Raw genomic sequence first — 23,448 nt, forward strand, 5'->3', positions numbered from 1 at the left:
TTCCATGCCCAGTGAACTCACCTGGCTGTCCACCCGTGAACTCGCCGGCCGGATCGCCTCCGGGCAGCTCAGCGCGGTCGAGGCGCTCGACGACCACCTGGAACGCATCGACGAGGTGAATGACGAGATCAACGCCGTCGTGACCCTCGACGTCGACGGGGCGATGGAACGCGCCGTCGCGGCGGACAGGGCCTTCGCCGCGGGGGAGCGTCTGGGTCCTCTCCACGGGGTGCCGATGACCCACAAGGACACCCATCCGACAGCCGGGATCCGCACCACCTGGGGGTCCCCGACGATGGACGCGGTGCCCACCGAGGACCACCTGGTCATCGCGCGGCTCAAGGCCGCCGGTGTGAACACGACGGGGAAGACGAACGTCCCTGAGTTCGCCGCCGGGTCCCACACCTTCAACCCGATCTTCGGGACGACTTACAACCCGTACGACCGGACCAAGTCGGCCTCCGGGTCCTCCGGTGGGGTCGGGGCCGCGATCGCCGCGGGCATCCAGGCCTCCGGCGACGGGTCCGACATGGGTGGTTCCCTGCGGACACCCGGGTCCTTCAACAACTGTGTCGGTTTCCGGCCGAGTGCCGGGCGGATCCCGAACGTGCCGCCGGCGAACCCCTGGGCGTGGTTGGCGACGAGTGGTTTCATGGGCCGGACGGTCGGCGATGTCGCGCTGCTCATGTCGGTCGGCTGCGGTCCACATCCGGCGAGCCCCACCTCGATCCCGGAAGCCGGGTCCGTCTTCGACCTGCCGGAGTTCCGGTACGAGTCGACCTACGAGCCCTCGCTGTCCGGGATCACGGTCGGGTTCGCCCCGGACTTCCACGGGATGGTGCCGGTCGCGAAAGCGGTCCGGGAGGTCGTCGACGTCCAGGAGCAGGTGTTCCGCGACCTGGGCGCGCACGTGACGGATGCGCTGCCGGACCTGTCGCGGGCCGATGAGGTGTTCGACGTCCAGCGGGCCTACGACTTCGCCGCGAACTGGGGTGAGCTGGTGCGCACCCGGCGCGACGAGATCAAGGACTCCGTCGTGTGGAACACGGAGAAGGGGTTCGCGCTCACGGCGGACGACCTGGTGGCGAAGGACGCGGCGCGGGTGGCGCTCCTGCAGTCGCTCCAGTCCTACTTCACCACGCACGACGTGCTCGTGACGACGACCAGCCAGGTGCTGCCCTTCGACGCGGACATCGAGTACCCCACGGAGATCGACGGGGAACCGATGGAGACCTACCTCGACTGGATGCGGGCGGCGACGCTCATCTCCGCGACGGGGTGCCCGGCGGTGTCGGTGCCGGCCGGATTCAGCGAGTCGGGCCTGCCGGTGGGCATCCAGCTCGTCGCCGCTCCCGGCAAGGACGTCGAGCTCCTGCGCGTCGCCCACGCCTTCGAGGCGGCGACCCGGGTGCACGAACGTCACCCGGATCTCTGAGCCGGGACCCGCCTCAGCCCTGCCCGAGAACCTCGTCGAGGGCGCGGGCGGGCGCCTTGGGGTCGGTCTCCGCGGCAGTGAGCAGAGCACCGGGGAAGTAGGTCTTCTTCCCGGCCCCGGACCCGACGACGACGTATGGGCCCTCGCCCCGGACCCGCCAGGTGCCGAACCCGTTCTTCCGCAGGGTCTCGCCCAGGTAGCGGGCGGCGCCGCCGTGCCAGAACTCGTCGGTGAGCAGCTGGTCCGCGGCCGCCTCTACCAGGCGCCCCAGCAGCACGAGCGAGTCGCGGTCGAAGGTGAACAGCTCCGGCTTCTCCTGGCGCTTCACCCACTGCGCGATCCCGGGCTCGACCGAGGGCAGGAACCGCAGCAGCTGCTTCTCCTCCTCGGGCGACAGCGCGTTCCCGCTGTCCTCGGTGATCATGATGCCGGTGCACGTCCGGAAGGGCGCACCCTCGGCCCCGAACCCGGCCACGAGCGTGTCCGCGAGCGCGGTGGCGAACACCCGCGAGTCCCGCACCTGGGCTGCGCGCAGGACGAGGCCGGTGATGTGCACCGGCTCGCCCGCGCACTCGCCGTCCTTTGCATCCGGCCGGACGAAGGGCACACCGTCCCCGGTCGTCTCCCCGCTCGGGTCGACGTCCCACTCACCGCCCAGCGAGCGCAGGAACACCTCGCCGACATACCGCACCAGACCCTCGATGAACCGCTGCTTGCGCGGATCGGTGAAGTCCTCGGGCTTCTGCAGCCGCCCGATCGCATAGTTCTCCACCATCACGAGCGAGCCGGGGGAGTAGTCCTTGAGGAAGGCTTTCTCCGCCTCGGCGCCGTCCTGGGTGACGGTCACCTTCTGGGGCAGGTCCGCCTCGACGAAGCTCGTGAGCTTCACCGGCATGTTCGTGAGGAAGGCGCGGAAGGCCTGCTCCTCCGGCGTCGTGGGAGTGTCAGTGGTCTGCGACATGCCCGCCAGCCTATCGGCTCCGGACTCGGTCATCCGAAGGTGACGAAGGCGGTGAGCACCCGCACGATCCCCGCGGGGTCGAGCCGGGACCCTGACGCCGAGGCGCCCTCCACGCCCGTGAGCGCCTTGAGCTCGGCGGCCTTCGCGAGGTCGGCGAGGATGTCGAGGAGCTCGGGCGTGGGGATGGTGGGGCGGCCGCCGATCGCCGCGAGGGCGTTCTCGACGAGGACGGAGAGCTCGCGCATGTGGGTGGCCAGGAGCTCGTCGAACTTCTGCTGGAGTTCGGGCACCCGGCGGACGTAGAGCTCGATCTGGCGTTCGGCGAGCACGATGTGGGGCACCAGCGGCTTGCGGTCGAACACCTGGTGGATGGCCGCGGCGAGTGCCTGCGTGGGTTCGGGGTGTTCGGTGCGGGCGGTGTCGAAGAGGTCGTCGGCGAGCGTGCCCTGGATGTCGGACAGGGCGCTGCCCACCTGGCGGTCTATGATCGCCAGGAGCAGGTCGTCCTTCGTCGCGAAGTTCGAGTAGAAGGCTCCGCGGGTCATGCCGGCGGCCTCGCAGATCGCCTCGATGGAGGCACCCACGACGCCGACCTCCGCGATCACTCCGATCGCGGCGTCCACCAACCGGTCGCGGGTGCGCTGACGGCGCGGGGTGATCTCGGCAACGGTCACGGTCGTGGTGCTCGCTTTCCTGCTGGCGCTCCACCCGGGCTGTGGGCCTCTTCACGGCCACTTGCACGATCCCGGATCGAGGAGAACAATACAACACTGTATCCGATACAGTCCTGTATTGAACCGGGTCTGTGTGGACGGATCCCCCGACGACCTCTGACACGAGAGCGGTGCTGTGTCCTCATTCCTGTACGAACTCGGACGGACGGCCTTCCGGCGACGGTGGACCTTCGTCGGCGCGTGGTTGGCCGTGCTGGTGCTCCTCGGCGCCCTGGCCGGTCTGCTCATGAAGCCCTTCGACGACAACTTCACGATCCCCGGCTCGGAGGGCCAGGAGGCGATGGACCAACTGTCGCTCACCTTCTCCCAGGCCGGCGGCGCCTCGGGCACGCTCATGCTCGTCGCCCCCGAGGGCGAGGACGTCACGGCCGACCCCTACCGCGCGGCGATCGAGAGCGCGGTCGAGGAGATCGAGGACCTGCCGGACGTCGCGGCGGTCACCTCTCCCTTCGACGAGATGGTGAACGGCAACATCAGTGAGGACGAGGACGCCGCGATCGTGGGCGTCCAGTACGACGGGCAGGTGGCGGACCTCCCGGAGAGCACCGGGGACGATCTCCAGCAGGTGGCCGACGACCTCGTCGCCCAGTTGCCGGAGGGGACCCAGGCGACGCCCGGGGGTGGCATCTACCAGGTGACCGGCGTGCACATCTCCTGGGTCGAGGGCGTGGGCGTCGTCATCGCCTTCGTCGTCCTCTTCTTCACCCTCGGGTCGCTCGTCGCCGCAGGTCTACCCCTCGTCACCGCGATCGTCGGCGTGGGGATCGGCATGACGCTCATCCTTCTGTCGACCGCCTTCTTCACGGTGAACTCGACGACCCCGATGCTCGCGCTCATGCTGGGACTGGCGGTCGGGATCGACTACGCCCTCTTCATCGTCTCCCGTGCCCGCGACACGATCGCCGAGGGGCACGACGTGGAGGAGTCCGTGGCCCGCGCCGTCGCGACCTCCGGGTCGGCCGTCGTCTTCGCCGGTGTCACCGTCATCATCGCGCTCGTGGGACTGGGGATCGCCGGGATCCCGTTCCTCACCGTCATGGGCATCGCGGCGGCGGTGACGGTCGGAGTCGCGGTCCTCATCGCGCTCACCATGCTGCCGGCGCTGCTCGGCTTCGCCGGTGAACGTCTCCGGCCCCGGGCCCCGCGGACGAAGTCCGACGGGACGGACCGGACCACCGTGTTCCAGCGGTTCTACGCCGGATGGGAACGGTTCGCGACCAAGGTCCCGGCCCTCACCGTCCTCGTGATCGTCGTGGGACTCGGTGTCTTCGCCTTCCCCGCCACCCGGCTCGAACTCGCGCTGCCCACCAACGGCTCGGCCGAGGAGGGCAGCCCGGCCCGGGAGTCCTACGACCTCACCGCCGAGTACTTCGGCGAGGGGTACAACGGTCCGCTCGTCATGACCTTCGACATCCTGGGCTCCGAGGATCCACTCGGCGACATGGAGGACGTGGCCGACGACATCGAGGCCGTCGACGGCGTCGAGACGGTCCTGCTCGCCACCCCGAACGAGAACGCGGACACCGGCATGGTCCAGCTCGTGCCGTCCTCCGGACCCGACGACCCGCGCACCACCCAGGTCGTCCACGACCTGCGGGACATGGAACAGCACTTCATGGACGAGTACGGGTTCGACTCCGCGGTCACCGGTCAGACCGCCATCCAGATCGACGTGTCCGAGCAGCTGGGCAAAGCACTCCTGCCCTTCGGTGTCTTCGTCGTGGGCCTGAGCTTCCTCCTCCTCATGATGGTGTTCCGCTCGATCGCGGTCCCCCTCAAGGCGACGATCGGCTACCTGCTCTCGGTCGTGACCGCCTTCGGTGCCGTCGTCCTCGTCTTCCAGGACGGTCACCTGGCGGACCTGCTGGGCATCGAGCAGACCGGACCGCTCATCAGCTTCCTGCCGATCATCCTCATGGGAATCCTCTTCGGCCTCGCCATGGACTACGAGGTCTTCCTCGTCTCCGGCATGCGCGAGGCCTACGCCCACGGGGCGAGCGCGAAGGACGCGATCCGCAAGGGCTTCACGTCCTCGGCCAAGGTCGTCACGGCCGCCGCGGTCATCATGTTCTCCGTCTTCTTCGCCTTCGTGCCGACCGGCGAGAACATCATCAAGTCGATCGCACTGGCCCTGGCCGTCGGCGTCTTCGTCGACGCCTTCATCGTCCGGATGACGCTCGTCCCGGCCGTCATGGCGCTGCTGGGCGACAAGGCCTGGTGGCTGCCGCGTTGGCTCGACCGCGTGCTCCCGCACTTCGACGTCGAGGGCGAGGGCCTGTTCCACCAGGTCGCGCTCAAGGACTGGCCGCAGCCGGATTCGCCCTACCGCGTGTACGGGGAGGACATGGGTCTCGAGGGCGCCACCGGCTCGACGGTGTTCTCCGGGGTCGACGTGGCCCTGCGTCCGGGAGAGGTGCTCGTCGTCACCGGTACCGGCTCCGCGGGTCTCCTGCTCGCACTGTCCGGCCGCACGACGCTCACCCACGGCGAGCTCAAGATCGGTGAGTTCGTCATGCCCGAGCAGGCCGGCAAGGTACGCCGCGCCACCCCGCTCGTCATGGTCGACCCGCGTGCCGACGACCTGGCCGTCACCCCGACCGTGCTCCGTGGCCTCGTGGCCGACCCGCCGGAGCTGCTCGTCATCGACCACGCCGATCAGCCCCGCACCCACGAGATCGCCGATCTCCTCCGCGACCTCGTCGCCGAGGCGCTCTCCCGCGGGTCCACCGTCGTCCTCGGCATCGCCACGGCCGAAGGCGCCTGGGCCGTGCCGGAGGGCACCGAGTACACGCTGCTCGACCTCGACGTCCACGCGGGGACGACCACGGCGACCCACCCGGAGACCCAGACCGGCGGGGCACCCGCCGTCACGTCCGTCGATGTGCCCGCGGGCGCCTCGGCGGACCTGCCCACCCAGCCGATGGCCGTGCCAGGGGCGCGGACCACGGCCCCCGAGACCGACGGAGGAACGCACTGATGGCACTGTTCGAACGCGCGGACACCGGCCGCACGGTGACGTGGTGGTCCGTCCTCGGACTGATCCTCGTCCCCGTGATCATCGGGGCGGGTTTCGTCCTGGCGGTGTGGAACACGAACGACCGGCTGGACACCGTCCAGGCCGCGATCGTCAACAACGACGAGGGAACGGAGGTCGACGGGCAGACCGTTCCGATGGGCCGACAGCTGTCGGCCGGGCTCGTCGATTCCGAGATCGAGACGAACATCGACTGGGTGCTCTCCGACGACGAGGACGCGGCCGAGGGACTCGCGGACGGCCGTTACGTCACGGTCCTCACGATCCCCGAGGACTTCTCCGAGAACGTCATGTCGACCTCCGAGGCGATGTCCGCGACCGGTGAGGAGGACCCGGCGGAGGCCGTCCACGCGAAATTGGAGGTCACGAGCTCGAAGACCTCGCCGATCGCGGACTCCCTCGTCGGCCAGATGATCGCGCAGACCGCGCGGACGGCCTTCAACGAGGAGTTCGCGTCGATGGTCTTCGACAACGTCCTCGTGGGCTTCAACGACATCGGCGAACAGTTCGACACGATCGCCGAGGGCGTGAGCGACCTCGACGACGGCGCGAATGATCTGTCGGACGGCGCGGACCTGCTCGACGAGGGATTCGGTGAGTTCGTCATCGGTCTCGACACCCTCGACGAGAGCAGCACCGATCTGTCCGACGGCGCACGGGAACTGGCGAACGGTGTGGGCACCCTCAGCACCTCGATCAACGGGGAGCCCGCGGACGGCAGTACGAACATGGAGGACGGCGCCCGGCAGCTGGCGGACGGGGTCTCGACCCTGAGCGACTCGATCGACGGGGAACCGGCCGACGGCAGCACGAACATGGTCGACGGCGCCCAGCAGTTGGCGGACGGTGCCGCGCAGCTCGACACCGCGGTCTCGGGTGAGCCCGCCGACGGGTCGCCGAACCTCGTGACGGGCGCGGAGGACCTGGCGGACGGGGCCGCGGAGTACACGACCGGCGTCGACACCCTCGTGTGCACGCTCGGGGGTGCGAACGTCACCGATCCGGAGCTCGTGGAGTACTGCGGGCAGTTGACGGCCGGTGCGGATGCGGGATCGGGCGAGGGGTCGGGTTCCGGCTCCGGTGATGCCGCCGGGCTCGGTGACCTCGTCGACGGAGTCTCGCAGCTCGACCAGGGTGCGACAGGTCTGGACGACGGGCTCACGACCTACCAGGAGACCCTGCGGACGAACGCGGACCAGACGGCCGCGGCCGGTGCGGTGACCCTGAGCGAGGAACAGCGGGCCGCGATCGCCGCGCAGATGTGCGCCGATCTCCCGGCCGAGGTCGGCGGGCCCGAGGGGCCCATGTGCGACGGACTCGTCGACGCCTATGCCGCCGGGATGGGTCAGGGAGTCGCCACCGGTCTCGACCAGGCCGCCGACGGTCTCGACCAGCAGGACCCTGCGACCGGCCTGTCCCTCATGGACGTGTCCGGTCAGGTGGCCGACGGTGCCTCACAGTTGGACGAAGGCCTGTCCGACTTCGGGACGGACGCCCTCCTGCCACAGGACCAGGCCGAGCAGTTGCTGGGCGGTGGTGCTGGTCTGCGGACCGGCACCGAACAGTTCTCGGACGGCGTGGGAGACCTCGCCGAGGGGATCGGGGGACTGTCCGAGGGCGCCTCGGGCCTGGCCGACGGGGTCGTCCTCCTCGGGGACGGTGTCGGCGAACTGGAGACCGGGGCCTCGGGCCTGGCCGACGGTGTCACCCAGCTCGGTGAGGGCGTCGACGACCTGGAGACCGGTGCGACCGGTCTGGCCGACGGCATCGACCTGTACACCGACGGTGTCGGAACCCTCGCGGAGAACGGCGGCGACCTGTCCGACGGCGTGGGGGACCTGGCCGACGGCACCGGACAGCTCGCCGACGGCACGGGAGAACTCTCGGACGGCCTCGACGAGGGCAAGGACGAGATCCCGAGTTACGACGAGGGTGAACGGGAGAACCTGTCGGCCGTCATGACCTCGGCGATCGGCGGGGACGACGGGGAGGGCCTGCTCGACGGCGTCAACACCGCCTCGACGGTCGCGCTCCTCCTGGCGATGGCGCTGTGGATCGGCGCGCTCGCGACCTACACCGTCATCCGGGCGGTCCCGGCCGCGGCGCTCGTGTCGCGCAAGTCGTCCTGGCGATTGACGCTCCGCGGACTGGTGCCGGGAGTGTTCGTCGGGGTCGTCCAGGCGCTCGTCCTCGTGGCGATCAGCCTGCTCGTGCTCGACCCGACCTTCACGGACACCATCGCGCTGTTCTTCTTCGCGGTGCTCGCCGCGGTGGCGTTCACGGCGCTGAACTTCGCGCTCGTCGCCTGGTTCGGCGGGGTGGGCCGGTTCGTCTCGGTCGTGCTCGTGGTGTTCGGCATCGCCGGTGCGGTGCTCGGATCGGTCCCGGCCGCCTACCACGCAGTGGCGCCGTTCATGCCGGTCACGCCCTTCATGAAGGGTGTCACCGCGCTGGCGACCGGGGTCGGGGGCATCGGCTCCTGGGTGACGATCCTGCTCGTGTGGACCCTCGTGTCCGTGGCCGCCGGGGTCGTGGCCGTGGCCCGCAAGCGCACGGTCGGTGCCGGCACCCTCGTCGGCACCCAGGGAGCCGCCGTCGCCTGACGCGGTGGCGCCGGTGCCACCGCGCCGGTGCCGGCTCGGCCGCGCAGCCGCCGCGTCATGTGGTGCCGACGGTCTATTTGAGCAAATAGACCGTCGGCACCACATAACGCGGCCAGGATCGCCGCTACGGCCGCTCTGCGCCACCTCAGCCCGCGAGGTCGAGGAGATCCTCGACGAGGGCCTGGGCATCGCGGAACATCGGGGTGTCCCGGCCGGGGTTCGCCGCGATCGCGAGCCCCAACCGGTCCCCGGAGAGCTGGATCGAGTGGACGTACCGGCCGGGGTGGACCCGGCCGTGGAGGTCACGGGTGTGCATCGCGGGTCCCACGACCGCCAGGCCGCTGGAGTGCTGCTCGATCCCTTCGACCCACGTGGCCCCGGCCGTCACCTTGCCCTGTTCGATCAGGCGCGACAGGAACCCGTCGTCCGCCTGGAGCACGCGGTTGGCCGGGGTCGCCGCTTCGACGAGGGCCCGCGCGCGGACGTCCTCGTCCGGCAGCGCCGGGGTGTGCGCGACGAAGGCCGCCGGCTCACCCGCCCGCGTCGTCGTGATCCGCACCTGCGGACCGACGAACCGCACGATCCCGGCCTCGGCGAGCGCCGCCAGTTCGGCGAACCGCTGCGGAGGCGGCCCGTCGCAGATCCCCGCGACGAAATCCTCGAACCATCCGCGCACCTCGGTCGCGTAGCTCTCCTCGTCGACCCGCCCGGTCGCCACGAGTTCCTTGAGCAGCAGCCGTGCCTCCCACAGGACGGCGAACAGTGCCTTCTCGGGGTGCGCCTCGGGCCCGGCCACGGCCGCCGCGGTGTCCGCGCGTAGCCACTCGACCATCCACGTGTGCAGGTCGACGGCCTCGTCTCCCGCTGCCGAGGCGCCCTGCCCCGGGTGCCCGTCCGAGGTCCCGGCGTGGTCCCAGGGGACGCAGCCGGCGCCTCGGGAGCGGAGGACGACCCCTTCGAGGGGGCGGAGGAAATGCCGGAGGGGCGGGGTGCCCTCCCCTCCGGCCGCGGTCCAGGCCTCGTGGAGGTCGGCGAGGACGAGCGGCCACAGGTGTTCGTCGAAGCGAAGTGGTACGGGTCGGCCCGCGGAGTCGCGCGGGTCCGGCAGGTTCGCGGGGCGGAAGTGGGTCAGTACCCGGCGGTGCACGGGGTTCGCGCGTCCGATCGGCTTGGCCCGGTAGGGCACGCCGCGGCGGGAGGAGGGGTACAGGACGGGCTCCCGGCCGCTGGGCTCGTAGCGCAGTGCCCATTCGGGGGCACCGGGCCTCTCGTCGGGGACGAAGCGGCCACCGCGGCCGGTGGTGAGCCGGGCCTGGAGATCGAACCAGTTGAGGCCGAAACCGCGGAACAGGACGGGGGAACCGGCCTCCAGGTCGTCGACCGGGGTGTCCGCGGGGAGGTCGGGCGGCAGGTGCACGAGCCCGCCGGACGCGGCGTAGTCGTGCCAGTGGCGGCGTTCGTCGGTGAGCGCGGCAGGCACGTGGCCGAGGCAGAGGACGAGGGCGTCGACCTGGAGGACGGTCCCGTCGTCGAGGCGGAGCGTCTGGGGTCCGTCCTCGGCACCGGCGTCGACGAGATCGGTGGCCCGTGCGGCGTGGTGGGTGACGGCGAGATGCGCCGGAGCTGCGGCGAGGAGGTGCTCGTACGCCCAGGTGAGGTATTCGCCGTAGAGGCGGCGGGGTGGGAAGACGGTGTCGACCTCGGCCGGTTCCCCACCGTGTACCTCGACGTACCAGGTGCCCATGTCGGGGCCGGTGCCGACCGGGGTGACCCGGGGCGCGGACGAGGTGTCCGGGAAGACGGTCTGCTCGCCGATCGTCGTGTTCATGAGCAGCAGCGGCGACTGGTCGGTCCGCCAGACCCGGCCGGGGCCGGGCGGGTAGGGGTCGACGAGGTGGACGCGGATCTCCCCGTCGAACCCACCGGCCAGCGCCACGATCCGTTCGAGGACGCCCAGACCGCGCGGGCCCGCCCCGACCACGGCGACCGAGAGCGGGCGGCCCGTCGCCCGGGCGACCTGCGCGGGGGAGGAGGACCGGCCGACGGACTCCCGGCCGCTCCCGTGGTGCGGGCTCACCCCTCGGTCCCGGTGGTGGAGTCGGACTCGGTGGAGCCGGAACCGGTGGTCTGTGCCTCCCCGGTGGTGTCCACGTCGGGGCCGGGGTAGCCGGGCCAGGTGTCGCTGCCGGGCACGTAGCCCTCGGGGTAGCAGCCGCCGGGGATCTCCGCGGGGTTCACGGGCTCGGCTCCACCGGCGGCCTCGCCGCCCTCGGCGCCCTCGGCGGGGAGCTCGGTCTCCTCCGGGGCGGGCGCCTCGGTCGCGGTGTCCGCGTCCTCGGCACCGGCCTCCGTGCCCTCGGAACCCTCCTCGACGACGGGCTCCGGCGGGTCGACCTGCTCCTGGATCCAGGCGCGGAGGACGTCGTAGTCCGGGGAGGACATGTTGGTGACGTCGTTGTTGATCTGGGTCGTCTCCAGGCTCGCACCCTGGACCTTCGCGGCGAGCTCGACGAATGCGCCGACCTCGTTCTGCGGGATCGAGGTCTGGATGTGGGTGCCGAAGGAGCTGGCGAGCTTGGGGTAGGCCAGCGCAAGTTCCTGCGGTGTCACCTGGTCGAGCGTCGTCGAGAGCATGCGCTGCTGGCGGCACATGCGGTCGTAGTTGTCCGCCCCGTCGCGGGAACGGACGTACCAGAGGGCGTGGAACCCGTCGAGGGTCTGTGGGCCCGGGTGGATCCAGCCGAAGACGGTGTTCTTGGCTCCGGTGTTCATGTTCGTGCCGCCGCCCATGGGAATGGGGCGCTCGACCTCGATCTCGATACCACCGAAGGCGTCGATGACGTCCTCGAAGCCCTCCATGTCGACGGACACGTAGTAGTCGAGCTCGAGGCCCAGGGACCCCTCGACGGCCTGCATCGTGGCGTACATGCCGGGTTCCAGTCCGCCGGTGTCGCCGACGGACTGCGGCTCCTCCTCGGCCCAGGTCCACACGGCGTTGATCATGTCCTGGTCGCCACCGTAGTAGTTGAATCCGTAGGGCCAGCGTTCCGCCAGGGCCGTGCCCTCCGGGAAGACCGGACGGTTGAGGTTACGCGGGATCGAGATGATCGTGGCGTCGCCGGTTCGGGTGTCGACCGAGGCGACGAGCTGGGTGTCCGCGCGGGTGCCGGTGCGGCCCTCGCCGGCGTCCCGGCCCATGAGATAGACGTTCACCCGTTCCTGGTCCGCCCACAGGGTGGCGGCGTCGATACCCTTGTCGGCCTTGCCGTCGCCGTCGAGGTCGACGCCCTCGTTCCCGCCGAAGACGGTCGACATCGTCGTGGACTGGACGTGCGAGTAGGCAGCGCCGATACCCAGGGGGATACCGACGACGAGCGCGAGCGAGGCGACGAGGACGCCGCCGAGTACCCGCTGCGGGGGAGAGAACCGGCGGTGTCGTTTGACCGCGAAGAACTGGACGACGATGACCGCGAGCCACACGAGGATGCCGAGCACGAGCGTCACGGCGATGAGGTCGAGGATCTGCGGGTCGGTGGCGATCCGGGCCGCGGCCTTCACCGGTCCCCGCCACCACACCCACGCGGCGACGGTGGCGATCCCCAGGAGGAACGCCGCGAGCAGGGCGAACCCGAGGATCCGGGGACGGCCGGCGCGGATGAGACCGGCGCCCGGCAACAGCGTGCCGAGGCTCGTCCACCCGGCCACGGACGGGAAGGCGTCGTAGTGGGTCCGGGCGTGCCGGGCCGGGGCGTGGTCGTCGGCGGGTGGCGTCGCCTTCCGGGCCGTCGTCGTCCTCCCGGCCGCGGTGCTGTTCGCCGGTCCCGCCGCCGAGGCGCCCGCGGAGGCGGGCACGAACGTGTCCCGGTCCTTCGGGGCGGGGGAGGGGGTGCCACGAGTGGCGGGGGTGGTGCCTGGGGAAGGAGCGCGTCCCGGGGAGGTCGGGGTGTCGCCGGACGAGGCGCCTCGGAGGCGGACCTGCCTGCGCGGGGAGGCGGACGGACGGGGTGGGTCGGCGGGACGGGGCGCCTCGGCGGGCGTCTGTGTGCCCTGTTCGGGCACGGCCTCGTGGACGGAGGTGTCGGTGCTCTGGACGGCACGCTCGCGTTCGCGCGCCTCGGCGCGGGTGCGGGGCGGGGTCGACCAGTCCTGGCCCTTCTCCGGCAGTGCACTGCGCTCGGACCTCAACCGCGGTCGACGGGACGCCGAGTAGACGGAGGGCGGGGTGCCGGCCTCCTGCGGACGGTTCGGTCCGCCGGTCTCGCCGGGCGGCGTGCCGTTGCCGTTCTCTGGCACCGAGGAACTCCTGACGTCTGGACGGTGGGCCGACCCCTCAGGTGAGGACCGGACCGTGTTGAGCGTGCGGACACACGTGGGGTGCGTGTACCGGTGCCAGCAGTCTACGGACCGTTTCCTGGGACGATGCCCAGTGCGGGCCGCAGCTGCGGTGGTGGGGTCGGCCACAGGGCGGCGGGGGACACGCGCCGTGTTTTGCCCGCGTGGGCTCTGCGCGGGTACGCTTGTGCCGGTCGCGTGTTCGCGCCGGTGTGAACCGGGCGGGCGGGCGGTACGAACTGGAGTCGTGGCTGAGCGGCCGAAAGCACCACCCTGCTAAGGTGGAGTCCCTTGAACTGGGGACCGTGGGTTCAAATCCCACCGGCTCCGCGTTGTGAAGAAGTCCCGTTTTCCCAGGTGAGACCCGGGAGAGCGGGGCTTCGTCGTGTCCGGGTGACGTCCGGTGGCCACTGTGTGGCCGTGGTCCGGCCGCCTCCTGGTAGCCCGGCCGGCATCGAGTGCGAGGTCAGTGGCGTCTCCAGGGCCCGGATGTTCCACGGAGCTCGCACTCGATCGGAAGAGTGGGGTCAGTCGACGTCGGGTTCCTCGGAGCGGTACTTCTCCAGGGCGGCGCGGAGGACGCCCCCGGAGCGGGGGGTGCGGGAGCCGATCTGGAAATCGTCGACCGCGTTCATCAGAAGGTCCCAGACGGGTACGTAGGCACCTGCACAACCGCGCTCCCAGACGTGAGACACGGAAGGGTGTGAGTCCTCGTCCTTCACCCGCCTGACGTTCTTCAAGAACGGGGCGTGAGGTAGATCGATACGGCCTCCTCCGTGTCTGACGAAAGTGGTGGCGACGTACCGGGACGCACCCCGAACGTCTTCGTCCAGAACTCGATCCTCCAATGCATCCGCAGTCGGGAAGGAATCCAGTAGCCACTGCTCGACTGCATCAAGCGATTCCTGTGAGAGGTCCAGAGAGCCATATGAGACCCGGTCCGTTGTCCAGGTATCGATTGCTCTGTCGTTGTCGACGAGCCAGGCGGCCAGGGTCGGATTGATCCGTTCCGGAGCCGCCAACGCCATGCCCCGCCATCCGGACGACAGGTCGATGGGACCGGGTTCCCCGAAGCTCCGCAGGATCGCGTCGAGGAGCTCACGGAAGTACGTCCCGGACCGCGTCCCGGCGGCGCCGAGGACGGTCGTGTACACGTCGACGGTCCCTCCGGTCGCGTATCCGGCGGGGGAGTCCGCGCGGATGAAGGGCATTCCGGCACCCTCCTCGCCACGCTCCCAGAGTTCCTCCCACTCCCAGTCACCGCCGGCGTTGCGGAGGATCGTCTCGCCCAGGTACCGGTAGGTGCCGAGGAAGACCGCCCGGACGGTCGGGTCCTCCAGGTCCGCGGGACGGTGGAGGTGCGAGAGCAGGTGCGCCTCGACGGCGGCGAGGGAATCCGGCGTGTAGGCGGGGCCCGTGAGGACACCCGCCTCGCGGAGATGCGCGACGAAGGCCTGCGTGTCCTCCCGGAGGGAGTCGGTGAAGGACAGGAAGTACGACTCCGCCTCCGCCCGCGGAGGGCGCTTCCTGACCCCGACGAGCAGACTGCCCAGGTCGTCCGCGTCCTTGTCATCCATCGCCATGTTCTCGTCCTCCACTCAGCCGAATTCCGTGTCGGTCACTTCGTACCGGATATTGTTGTCCCGCATCCGCTTCTTCACGCTCTCACTCGGTTCCTTCGAGAGGATGTAGGTGATCTCCCACGGTGGGTCACCGTTGGCGAGCGCGACGTCCTTCTCCCATTGTGTCTCCCCGCCGTTCTTGGGACGGGAGTTGTCGATCGGTTTCCCGGACTTGACCTCGACGGCCTTCCGCTCGGTCTCGTTGACGGCATCGAAGTACCGACGGTCGCTACTGGCGTCGTTCCTCCCGTCGGCTCGGTAGGGGACTCCGTCGTCGCCGGCTCCGGGGGTCGTCTCCTTCCAATTCGACTCCGGGTCGCGGGTGGGGAACCGCTCCTGGTTCGAGAGCAGGACGGCCTCCTCGTAGGCGTTGCCCTTCCGGTTGTCGATGACCTTCTTGTCGTACTTGGCATTGAATGCGTCGAGGTCGAACTTGTTGCCCAACCGCTGCTGTTCGGCGAGGACGGACGCGGCATAGTGTTCGTCCGTCCCGAGTTTGACGGACGACTTGTCGACGTCGACGGCTGAGATGTTGTTCGATTCCGCCCACCGGACGATGCGCCGTTCGCTCCAACCCTTGAACGTCCCGGTGCTCGGACGATCGATGTGCAGAGTCCCCTTGAGGTCCGTCCCCCGCCCGACGGTGGCCGCATTGTCGAGATGCCCGTAGGAGATCGTCAGATCAGGGGTCGACGGCGTCGGCGCGTCCACGGCCCGGCGGGCGTCCGCGGCGGTGTCGGCCGTGTCCGCGATCCGGCGCAGATCGTTGAGTTTCTCGGCCTGTCGGGAGACCTTCGCCGCGACCGATCCCCACCCTGCCACGGGGACCATCCCGGCGAACGACAGCCCGGCATTCACGAAGTCGCCCTCGGCGGTGTAGATGATGCCGTTGAGTCCGTCGAAGAGCTCGCCGAGCACGGGGACGAGGCCGAGGACGTCGAGGATCCCGTGCACCCAGGCCATCGGGCCGGAGTTCTTCTCCTCGGCCTCGGCGGCGGCCTTCTCGGCCTCCTCGATGATCGTGTCCATGCGCTCGGCGATCCGCTGAGCCGCCTCGTAGTCGGGGGAGTGCGGGGACATCGCGGACTCGAGGACCGAGGTGAGCGCCACGCCCTCGTCGCGCCAGTCCCGCACGAGCAGATACTCGAGGAACTTGGCGGTGGTGACGGTGTACGGCTCGCCCTGCGGGTACCTCCGGGAGGCGCTCGTCGTCCCCTCGACCTCGCGGACAGGGGCATCCGGATCGAGCATGCGCTGGGCGAGCTCGGGCTGTCGGGCCACCTGGATGAGAGCGCCGCTCATCGCGTCCCGGAACCGCGTGCCGTCCGGCAGGGTGAAACCCGAATTCATCCATGTGTTGGATCCGGAGCCGGAGCGCTGCTCCTTGAAGTACATCTGCTCGACCGTGCCCTGCACGACGTCCGGGTCCCAGGTCCCGAAAGTCATCGCCCAGCCGAGCGCGGACGCATGCTGTGCGGTGCCGGTGGTCGGGAACTGCGCTTTCCACTCGGTCTGTTGTTCCGGCGTCCACCGATGGGACGAATTGGCGTACGAGGTGCCCATGAGCGAGGCGATCTCGTAGTACGTCAGGCCGAAGTCCTCGGCCTGACGGACCTCGTCCTCGGACGGGTAGGTGGTCTCGCCGTTCCTGTCGGTCACCGGCCGCGGGGAGAGCTCCGACTGCCGTTTCCCCAGCGCCTCGATGAATGCCCCGTACTCCGCCGGGGGCAGGGACTTCGCGAGCTGGTCGTCGAAGTACGGGTCGCCGCTGTTCTCCCGCAGGAGGCGCAGGATCTCGGGCGGGAGAGGGTCTGTGGAGTCGGCGTTCCACCCGGAGGCCGCCTCGGCGACGGTCCGGGCGTCCTGTTCGGCCTCGTGGGGCGTGGCGGTGGGGAGGTCGGACTCGTCGATCACGACGACCGACAGTTCCGTGGGGGTGGCCCGGTCGATCTCCCGGGCGAGGGCAAGGCGCCGGCGGAGATCCGGGAGCACCTCGTCGATCCATTCGCACGTGCGGTCGGCCGACTCGCTGAACTCGCTCGTCAGGTGGTGCTCCTGCGCCCGACGGGACAGCCAGAGCACGTCGGCGCGGATGTCCTCCTTCGCATCGGTCATCGCGGTGACGAGGGTGTCCATCTCCTCGAGGCCGATCTCGGCAAGTGCCATGCGGGTGGCCCCTCAGACGGAGAAGGTGGCACGCCAGTCGTCGGCGTCCACCTCCGGCTCGTCGTCCTGCACACGGATCTCGTCGGAGAAAGCGGAGAGTGCGATGTTCCCGGAGATGTCGAGTTGGTTCCGGCGGTGGCGCAGGTCCTCGGCGAAGTCCTCCGAGGTGCCGCCGATCCATGCGCCGGAGTCGAATGCGGTCTTCGCCCGGTCCAGGCGGTCGGCGAGGTCGTTCGACCGGGTGCGGACGCGGGGTTTCGTGTCGAGCAGGCTCTCCAGGTACCGGTTGGGTTCCTTCTCGGTCCCGGTGTCGTCACCGCCACCGCACATGGGGCCGCTCCTTTCCGTGTCTTCCATCCCTCGGCTCGGGTCATGGACGGCACGCAGGCGGCGTCCTCCGACACCGTACGGAGGAACCGGTGTGCGGCGGAACGGGTGTCCTGTGACAGAACGGCCACACGACACCCGTTTCCGTGTCCGACGGAAATCGTCGACGCGCGCCTCGCCGTGCGCCGCGACGGACGCCTCGACGGACGCGGACTCAGAACCTCACGCGGTAGCGGATCCGGGGGAGTTCCGTCACCGGGACGAACCCGGGCCGGGCCGCGACGACGTCCGGGATGCGGTTCACCAACTGGGTGCACGTCGTCATCATTGTCGGCACGGTGCCGTTGCTCAGGTACAGGTCGGGTTCGCCGGTGAAGTCCCAGACGTTGATGTCACCCTCGCCCTCTGCGTAGATCTTGCCGGTCATCTCGAACACGAAGATGTGACCCTCCTCCGTCGTGATCCGGTCGATGTCCGTGTAGCCGATCACCAGCCTCTCGGCGATGTCGGTGTCGAAGGCGTTCGAATGCAGGCCTCCGGCCGGTGCGTACTCCGGTCGCTTCTCGTGGGTGATCTCCTGCGGGGTGAGGCCCAGGTCCCGGACGATCGCGTCGAGGCAGGTGCGGCCGAAGGTCGGCGGTACCTCCTCGTCGATCCGTGTCCACGCCTCGAACCCCTCGGCCGTCTTCCCCACCTGGTAGCCGGCGGCCAGTTCCGGCCCGTAGTCGTCCACGTTGACGCTCGCCTTGCCGGTGACCGTGTCGATCGCGGCCCTGGAGGCCGGCCCGGACGTGCCGGCGTCGACGGGGTGCGACGTCCGGGTGGAGGTGTCGTCCTATCATCACCAGGCGGTGGACCGGGTGGGTGACGGGCTGGTCGTCACGGCGCGGGCGGACGACGGCGTGATCGAGGCGCTGGAACTGCCCGGCGCGCGGGTGCTCGCGGTGCAGTGGAATCCCGAGGACCGGGCCGCGGACCTGGCCGTCGACCAGAGCATGTTCGACTGGGTCGTCCGGGAGGCGCGGGTGGCCGGGCGGGCCGAGGTGCCGGGGTCTGAGCAGACGAAAGTGGGAGTCGCATGACGCAGGACGTGGTGGTGCCGGAGGACGGGGCCGTGGCCGGTTCGGCCGCCGTGCCCGGGTCGGAGTGGTTCGTGCAGCGACACGAGGTGTTCCCGGACCCGATGCCGGAGATCGCGTCGGGTGCCGTGCGGATCGCTGTGCTCGGGCCGCTGCAGATGCCGGACTTCACCGAGGAGATCCACGACCTCATCCGGGCATTCACCTCCTCGGCGGTGCGGATCCTGTTGGAGGAAGGCGCGGACGTCGACCTCATCGATCCCAACGCGCTGGTCGGCGAGCGGGTCCCGGCCGAGCAGGCGCTCGCCGCCGAGGGACTGTTCTTCCTGGGTGGTGGTGACGTCCATCCCTCCTGTTACGGAGGAGGTGAGGAACTGCCGCCGGGTTCCTACGGTGTCGACCGGGCGGCGGACGAGTACAGCCTCGACCTGCTGCGCCGGGCCTGGGACGACGACGCGGCGGTGTTCGCGATCTGCCGCGGATCACAGCTTCTCAACGTGTCGCGGGGCGGGACGATCATCGGGGACATCCAGCCGGGCGACCTGCACCACGGCGGGCCGGGAGACCCGATGTTCAAGGACGGGAGACCCGATGTTCAAGGACGAGGAGATCGAGGTGCTCCCCGGGACCCTCGCGGCCGAGGTGCTCGGTGCCGGTCCGTTGACCGTCCGGTCCGGCCACCACCAGGCGGTCGACGTCATGGGGGAGGGACTGCAGGTCGTCGCCCGGGCGCAGGACGGCGTGGTCGAGGGCACGCAGGCGGTCGGGAGGACGTGGATCCTCGGCCTCCGGTGGCACCCGGAGGACCCGGACGGGAACGAGGACGACTTCCTCCGTGCCCTCGTCCGTGCCTTCCTCGCGGAGGTGCGCCGCCGCCGGGGGTCAACCGGCCCTGTGATCACCGAAGCCATGGAGATCGACGAACGACAGGTCGTGGTCTGCCTGGTGCGACTGCTCATGACGGCGGAAGGGCCGATCGACGACGAGAACCGTGCCCGGGCGGGCCAGTACTACACATCGGAGGAGCGCCGCCGACTCGAAGAGATGTTCCGTGCGGGCAAGGATCTCCCGACCCTGGCGGTTGTCTTCGAACGTTCTCAGGTGGGGATCGCCTGGAAGCTGCTCGCTGAGGGGAGCGTGCGGGATTCCGCCGCGGTTCGTGAGAAGGCGACGGGTGCGAAGCGGCGTGTGGTGCCACCACAGCCACGGCCGCCGTTCCCGCCGCTCGCCGGTCAGGTTCTCGTCCTGCGTCTCGACGTGGTGAAATCCGTCGACCGGGTCCGGGACGTGGTGATGCAGTGGGTGCACATGGAAGGACTCGCGGAGGCGAAGATCGACATCGCGGGTCTGGAATCCCACTGGCCGGTTCTCCGGGTCCGTGGAGTACCGGATCGGATCGACCGGGAGATCTCCGAGAACGCCCTTGCCGTCCGTCTGCGCCGCGAGGCCCAGACCGTCGCCCGGACCCGTGCGGAGGTCGCGCGCCTGGCCGGTCCGTGATTCCCGGACCCGTCACAGGAACCCGTTCGTCGCGCATGCGTGGCATGATGCGGGGAGCGGTGCAGTGTGGCGCCCGCCTCACCTGCCGTTCCATGTGAAACGTGAGTCGTCGGCCGGGTTCGTTCCCCGGGGTTCGTTCCCCACGGACCCGACCGGTGACCGCGCAACGCCCGACCGACCGACGACCAGGAGGTCCCACAGTCGTGACCACCGTCCTTCCCGCCGCGCGCCCCGACGCCTGCGGCACTCCCGGCAAGCGCCTCGACGGCCTTCCCTGCAACCGCCCCGTACGCGTAGGAGGTGCCGCATGACGTACACCGCCACCCAGGTCCGCCTGGCCACCCGCCCGCAGGGCATGACCGACGACTCCACGTGGGAGATCACGCAGGAGCAGATCCCCGACCCGGCCGCCGGGCAGGTCGTCGTCGAGGTCGACCACCTGTCCCTCGACCCGGCCATGCGCGGCTGGCTCAACGACGTCCGCTCCTACATCCCGCCCGTCGGGATCGGCGAGGTCATGCGCGCCCACGGCACCGGCACCGTCGTCGCCTCCGAGAACGCCGACTATCCCGTCGGCACAGCGGTCGCCGGCATGTTCGGCGCCTCGGAGTACGCCCTGTGCACCCCGGCCGAGGACACCGAGTTCGAGAAGCTCGACACCGAGCTCGCCCCGGCACCGACCTGGCTCGGCGCTCTCGGCATGCCGGGGATGACGGCGTACTTCGGCCTGCTCGACGTCGGCCGTCTGCAGGCCGGAGACACTGTTCTCGTCTCCGGTGCCGCCGGAGCGGTCGGCAGTGTCGTCGGGCAGCTCGCCAAGGCCAAGGGTGCGAAGGTCATCGGGATCGCCGGTGGTCCGGAGAAGTGCGACTGGTTGCGTGAGATCGGCTTCGACGGCGCGGTCGACTACAAGAACGAGAACCCGCTGAAGAAGCTGCGGGAGCTCGCACCGAAGGGCATCGACGTCTTCTTCGACAACGTCGGTGGTGAGATCCTCGACGCCGGCCTGGCGAACCTGGCCCGTGGTGCCCGGGTCGTCATCTGCGGCGGTATCTCCAGCTACAACGAGGCGTCGCTGCCGGACGGACCCAAGCGGTACATGTCGCTGCTCGTCTTCCGCGCGACGATGACCGGGTTCGTCGTCTTCGACTTCAAGGACCGGTACCCGGAAGCCGTCGAGGAGATCGGGCGCCTCATCCGCACCGGCGACCTCGTCGCCCGAGAGACCGTCGTCGAGGGCGGGATCACGCAGTTCCCGGAGGCCCTCAACGGCCTGTTCCGCGGCATCAACACGGGCAAACTCGTCCTCAAGGTGAAGTGAGGCAGGACCATGACCACCATCCCGACCGTCACCGGCGACATCGACACCGCCGACCTGGGTCGCACACTCGTCCACGAACACGTCTTCGTCCTCAATGAGGAGTACCGCCTCAACTACGACGACTGGGACGAGGAGAAGCGTGTCGCCGAGGCCGTCGACGAGCTCAACGACCTCAAGTCCCGGGGCATCGACACGATCTTCGACCCGACCGTCTGGGGCCTGGGCCGCTACATCCCGCGGGTCCAGCGGATCGCGGAGCAGACCGACCTCAACATCGTCGTCGCGACCGGGCTCTACACCTATGACGACGTCCCCCACCAGATCGAGCACCGGGGCCCGGGGTTGCTCATCGACCAGCCGGAACCGCTCGTCGAGATGTTCCTCGGCGACATCAACGACGGCATCGCCGGCACCGGGGTGAAGGCCGCCTTCCTCAAGTGCGCGATCGAGAAGCAGGGGCTGCGGCCCGGCGTCGAACGGACCATGCGTGCCGTCGGCCAGACGAGCGCGCAGACCGGTGCACCCGTCACTGTCCACACGAACCCGCGGGCGGAGACCGGCCTGGTGGCCCAGCAGGTGTTGAAGGAGGAAGGTGTCGACCTCACGAAGGTCGTCATCGGCCACTCGGGTGACTCGACGGACCTCGACTACCTCATGAAGGTCGCCGACAACGGCTCCTACCTGGGTATGGACCGGTTCGGTCTCGACGGGTTCCTGCCCACGGAGCAGCGCGTCGACACCATCGTCGAACTCGTGCGGCGCGGCTATGCGGAGAAGATCACCCTCGCGCACGACGCGTCCTGCTACATCGACTACTTCACGCCCGAACAGCGTGCCGCGGGGATGCCCAACTGGCGCTTCCGCCACATCCCCGACGACGTCCTGCCCATGCTGGTGGAGAAGGGCGTGACCGAGGACGACATCGACACGATGCTCGTGAAGAACCCCCGGCGTTACTTCGAGTGATCCTGCGGGCCGAGGGCGGCGACGAGGAAGTACGGCTTCCTCGCGTCGCCCTCGTCCTGTGTCCGCCCTCCGGCCGACGCGTCGTTCTCCGCCGCGTCCTCCGCTCCCGAGGCGCCCGTCCGTCGACGGGCCAGGGTCTCCCGGACGAGCTCGGTGATCGCCGCGTGCAGCTCGCCGGCCTCCGCGTCGGTGAGGCGCAGCGGCGTCGAGGTGAGATGCGCCGGCGTTTCCGTGCCGCCCCGCGGGCCGGGCCCGAAGGTACGGGCGAACCATTCGACGACCGGGGCCGTGACCGCGTCGCCGCCCGGTGCGTCCTCGTCCACCCGGAACTGCGTGGCCACCGGCTTCCACACCCGGTCCCGTTTGTCCCGGGCGAACTCGGGCGCCTCGACCGGCGCACTTCTCCTGTGGGGAGTCGTCGCGCTCGGGCTCGTGACCGGGACACTCTCCGCCTGGGTCCTCGCGCTCGTCCTCCTCGGGACCGCCGCGGCCCTCTTGTCGGGCCCGCTCGGCGGTGTGCTCTACGCCCTCGGCACGGCCGTCCCGGCGCTCGCCGCCGCGCTCGGTCACCTGGCCGTGTTCGTCTCGACGCTCACCGTCCGTCGATCCCTCGGCGGCGGTCCCACCTCCGCGTCCGATGTCCACCCGTCACCGACCCCGCAGCCGAGGTGCCCTCCCCGTCTCCCCGCCCCTCGGCCTTCGCAGACCTGTGGGCCGGTCTGCGCTACGTCTTTGCACACCCGCTCTTCCGGGTGCTCGTCGTCCTCTTCGTCGTGCTCAACGTGGCGACGAACGGCATGCTCCTGGCGCTCGTCCTCGACCTCACGGTGCGGGGACAGGAGCCCGTGCTCATCGGACTCGTGAGCGCGGTGGTCGGAGTCGGCACCCTGGTCGGAGCCGCACTCGCACCGGCGCTCGTCAAGCGGATCCGGACCGGTCTCCTGGTCCCACTCGCCCTCGGCTTCCTGGCACTCGGTGGGATCGCGCTCGTGTTCGCGCCCGGATACTGGGCCCAGATCACGGTCCTCGGCCTCGCGTTCCTCGGGGCGCCCGCCTGCAATGCGGCACTCGTCGGGTATGCGTCCGCGATCACGCCGCAGGAGATGCAGGGCCGGTTCGCCTCGATCATCGGCCTCACGGGGTACGCCGCGGCACCCCTGGCTCCCGTCGTCGGTGCCGGTTTGCTGGAGATCGGTGGACTACCGCTCGTCTTCCTCGTCCTGTCCGGGGTCCTCGGAACGGTCGTCGTGGGTCTCTGCTTCTTCCGGCCGCTGCGGCGGATCGGCACCCCCGACACCTGGGTTCCGACCCCGAACTGCCCGGTGGACGGTGAGGAACTGCCTACTCGACGGTGAGGGACTGCCCGGT

17 protein-coding genes, 1 tRNA gene and 1 pseudogene are annotated in these 23,448 nt (G+C 69.9%); 10 read left to right on the forward strand and 9 right to left on the reverse strand.

Going from position 1 to position 23,448, the window contains the following annotated elements; translation table 11 throughout:
• Window positions 1-4 precede the first annotated feature (4 nt).
• Window positions 5-1,435 (forward strand): amidase, encoded by a 1,431-nt coding sequence (locus AAD496_RS02420; RefSeq protein ID WP_349827042.1) that lies wholly within the window; start codon window positions 5-7, stop codon window positions 1,433-1,435.
• Between the two features lie 13 nt (window positions 1,436-1,448).
• Here AAD496_RS02420 and AAD496_RS02425 read toward each other — a convergent pair whose 3' ends face one another.
• Window positions 1,449-2,396, reverse strand: a complete 948-nt coding sequence (locus AAD496_RS02425) for a hypothetical protein (RefSeq protein ID WP_349827043.1) — start codon at window positions 2,394-2,396, stop codon at window positions 1,449-1,451.
• 29 nt (window positions 2,397-2,425) lie between these two features.
• The gene (locus tag AAD496_RS02430; RefSeq protein ID WP_349827044.1) at window positions 2,426-3,070 is read right to left on the reverse strand and encodes a TetR/AcrR family transcriptional regulator; all 645 of its coding nucleotides are present in this window, start codon (window positions 3,068-3,070) and stop codon (window positions 2,426-2,428) included.
• Between the two features lie 175 nt (window positions 3,071-3,245).
• On the opposite strand from AAD496_RS02430, the gene AAD496_RS02435 reads away from it, so the two are divergent.
• Together AAD496_RS02435 and AAD496_RS02440 are read left to right on the forward strand one after the other, a co-directional pair.
• Complete coding sequence (locus AAD496_RS02435; RefSeq protein WP_349827045.1) at window positions 3,246-6,107, forward strand: MMPL family transporter; 2,862 nt, start codon at window positions 3,246-3,248, stop codon at window positions 6,105-6,107.
• Window positions 6,107-8,767 (forward strand): YhgE/Pip family protein, encoded by a 2,661-nt coding sequence (locus tag AAD496_RS02440; protein WP_349827046.1) that lies wholly within the window; start codon window positions 6,107-6,109, stop codon window positions 8,765-8,767. The genes AAD496_RS02435 and AAD496_RS02440 overlap by 1 nt, the downstream gene beginning before the upstream one ends.
• Window positions 8,768-8,912: 145 nt before the next feature.
• Here AAD496_RS02440 and AAD496_RS02445 read toward each other — a convergent pair whose 3' ends face one another.
• Complete coding sequence (locus tag AAD496_RS02445) at window positions 8,913-10,844, reverse strand: FAD/NAD(P)-binding protein (RefSeq protein ID WP_349827047.1); 1,932 nt, start codon at window positions 10,842-10,844, stop codon at window positions 8,913-8,915.
• On the reverse strand, window positions 10,841-13,060 hold the full coding sequence (locus AAD496_RS02450) for an LCP family glycopolymer transferase (RefSeq protein ID WP_349827048.1): 2,220 nt from the start codon (window positions 13,058-13,060) through the stop codon (window positions 10,841-10,843). The genes AAD496_RS02445 and AAD496_RS02450 overlap by 4 nt, the downstream gene beginning before the upstream one ends.
• Before the next feature lie 280 nt (window positions 13,061-13,340).
• Here AAD496_RS02450 and AAD496_RS02455 point away from each other — a divergent pair.
• Window positions 13,341-13,429 (forward strand) — tRNA-Ser (locus tag AAD496_RS02455).
• A 197-nt stretch (window positions 13,430-13,626) separates the two neighbouring features.
• Here AAD496_RS02455 and AAD496_RS02460 read toward each other — a convergent pair.
• The 4 genes from AAD496_RS02460 to AAD496_RS02475 all read right to left on the reverse strand — a co-directional run bounded on the left by AAD496_RS02460 (window position 13,627) and on the right by AAD496_RS02475 (window position 17,947).
• The gene (locus AAD496_RS02460; protein WP_349827049.1) at window positions 13,627-14,682 is read right to left on the reverse strand and encodes a hypothetical protein; all 1,056 of its coding nucleotides are present in this window, start codon (window positions 14,680-14,682) and stop codon (window positions 13,627-13,629) included.
• 15 nt (window positions 14,683-14,697) lie between these two features.
• Window positions 14,698-16,887, reverse strand: coding sequence for a hypothetical protein (locus AAD496_RS02465; RefSeq protein ID WP_349827050.1), 2,190 nt, complete (start codon window positions 16,885-16,887; stop codon window positions 14,698-14,700).
• Window positions 16,888-16,899: 12 nt separating this feature from the next.
• On the reverse strand, window positions 16,900-17,217 hold the full coding sequence (locus tag AAD496_RS02470) for a hypothetical protein (protein WP_349827051.1): 318 nt from the start codon (window positions 17,215-17,217) through the stop codon (window positions 16,900-16,902).
• A gap of 211 nt (window positions 17,218-17,428) precedes the next feature.
• Entirely contained in the window at window positions 17,429-17,947 is a 519-nt protein-coding gene (locus tag AAD496_RS02475; RefSeq protein ID WP_349827052.1) for a hypothetical protein, read from the reverse strand.
• 1 nt (window position 17,948) lies between these two features.
• On the opposite strand from AAD496_RS02475, the gene AAD496_RS02480 reads away from it, so the two are divergent.
• From AAD496_RS02480 to AAD496_RS02500, 5 genes and pseudogenes are all read left to right on the forward strand, one after another.
• Window positions 17,949-18,296, forward strand: a complete 348-nt coding sequence (locus AAD496_RS02480) for a gamma-glutamyl-gamma-aminobutyrate hydrolase family protein (RefSeq protein WP_349827054.1) — start codon at window positions 17,949-17,951, stop codon at window positions 18,294-18,296.
• 155 nt (window positions 18,297-18,451) lie between these two features.
• Window positions 18,452-18,832: pseudogene (locus tag AAD496_RS02485) on the forward strand (gamma-glutamyl-gamma-aminobutyrate hydrolase family protein); the annotation flags it as partial.
• A gap of 52 nt (window positions 18,833-18,884) precedes the next feature.
• On the forward strand, window positions 18,885-19,793 hold the full coding sequence (locus AAD496_RS02490) for a gamma-glutamyl-gamma-aminobutyrate hydrolase family protein (protein WP_349827055.1): 909 nt from the start codon (window positions 18,885-18,887) through the stop codon (window positions 19,791-19,793).
• A 307-nt stretch (window positions 19,794-20,100) separates the two neighbouring features.
• Window positions 20,101-21,114 carry an NADP-dependent oxidoreductase gene (locus tag AAD496_RS02495; RefSeq protein ID WP_349827056.1) on the forward strand — a complete coding sequence of 338 codons (1,014 nt, stop codon included), beginning with the start codon at window positions 20,101-20,103 and terminating at the stop codon, window positions 21,112-21,114.
• Window positions 21,115-21,123: 9 nt separating this feature from the next.
• Window positions 21,124-22,080 (forward strand): phosphotriesterase family protein, encoded by a 957-nt coding sequence (locus AAD496_RS02500; RefSeq protein ID WP_349827057.1) that lies wholly within the window; start codon window positions 21,124-21,126, stop codon window positions 22,078-22,080.
• Here the strand turns inward: AAD496_RS02500 and AAD496_RS02505 are convergent.
• Window positions 22,068-22,421, reverse strand: coding sequence for a hypothetical protein (locus AAD496_RS02505; RefSeq protein ID WP_349827058.1), 354 nt, complete (start codon window positions 22,419-22,421; stop codon window positions 22,068-22,070). The two genes, AAD496_RS02500 and AAD496_RS02505, sit on opposite strands and share 13 nt — an antisense overlap.
• Before the next feature lie 327 nt (window positions 22,422-22,748).
• On the opposite strand from AAD496_RS02505, the gene AAD496_RS02510 reads away from it, so the two are divergent.
• Window positions 22,749-23,435 carry an MFS transporter gene (locus tag AAD496_RS02510; RefSeq protein WP_349827059.1) on the forward strand — a complete coding sequence of 229 codons (687 nt, stop codon included), beginning with the start codon at window positions 22,749-22,751 and terminating at the stop codon, window positions 23,433-23,435.
• Window positions 23,436-23,448 lie beyond the last annotated feature (13 nt).

It is taken from the genome of Brevibacterium litoralis (assembly GCF_040212315.1).
GTDB classification, from domain to species: domain Bacteria; phylum Actinomycetota; class Actinomycetes; order Actinomycetales; family Brevibacteriaceae; genus Brevibacterium; species Brevibacterium litoralis.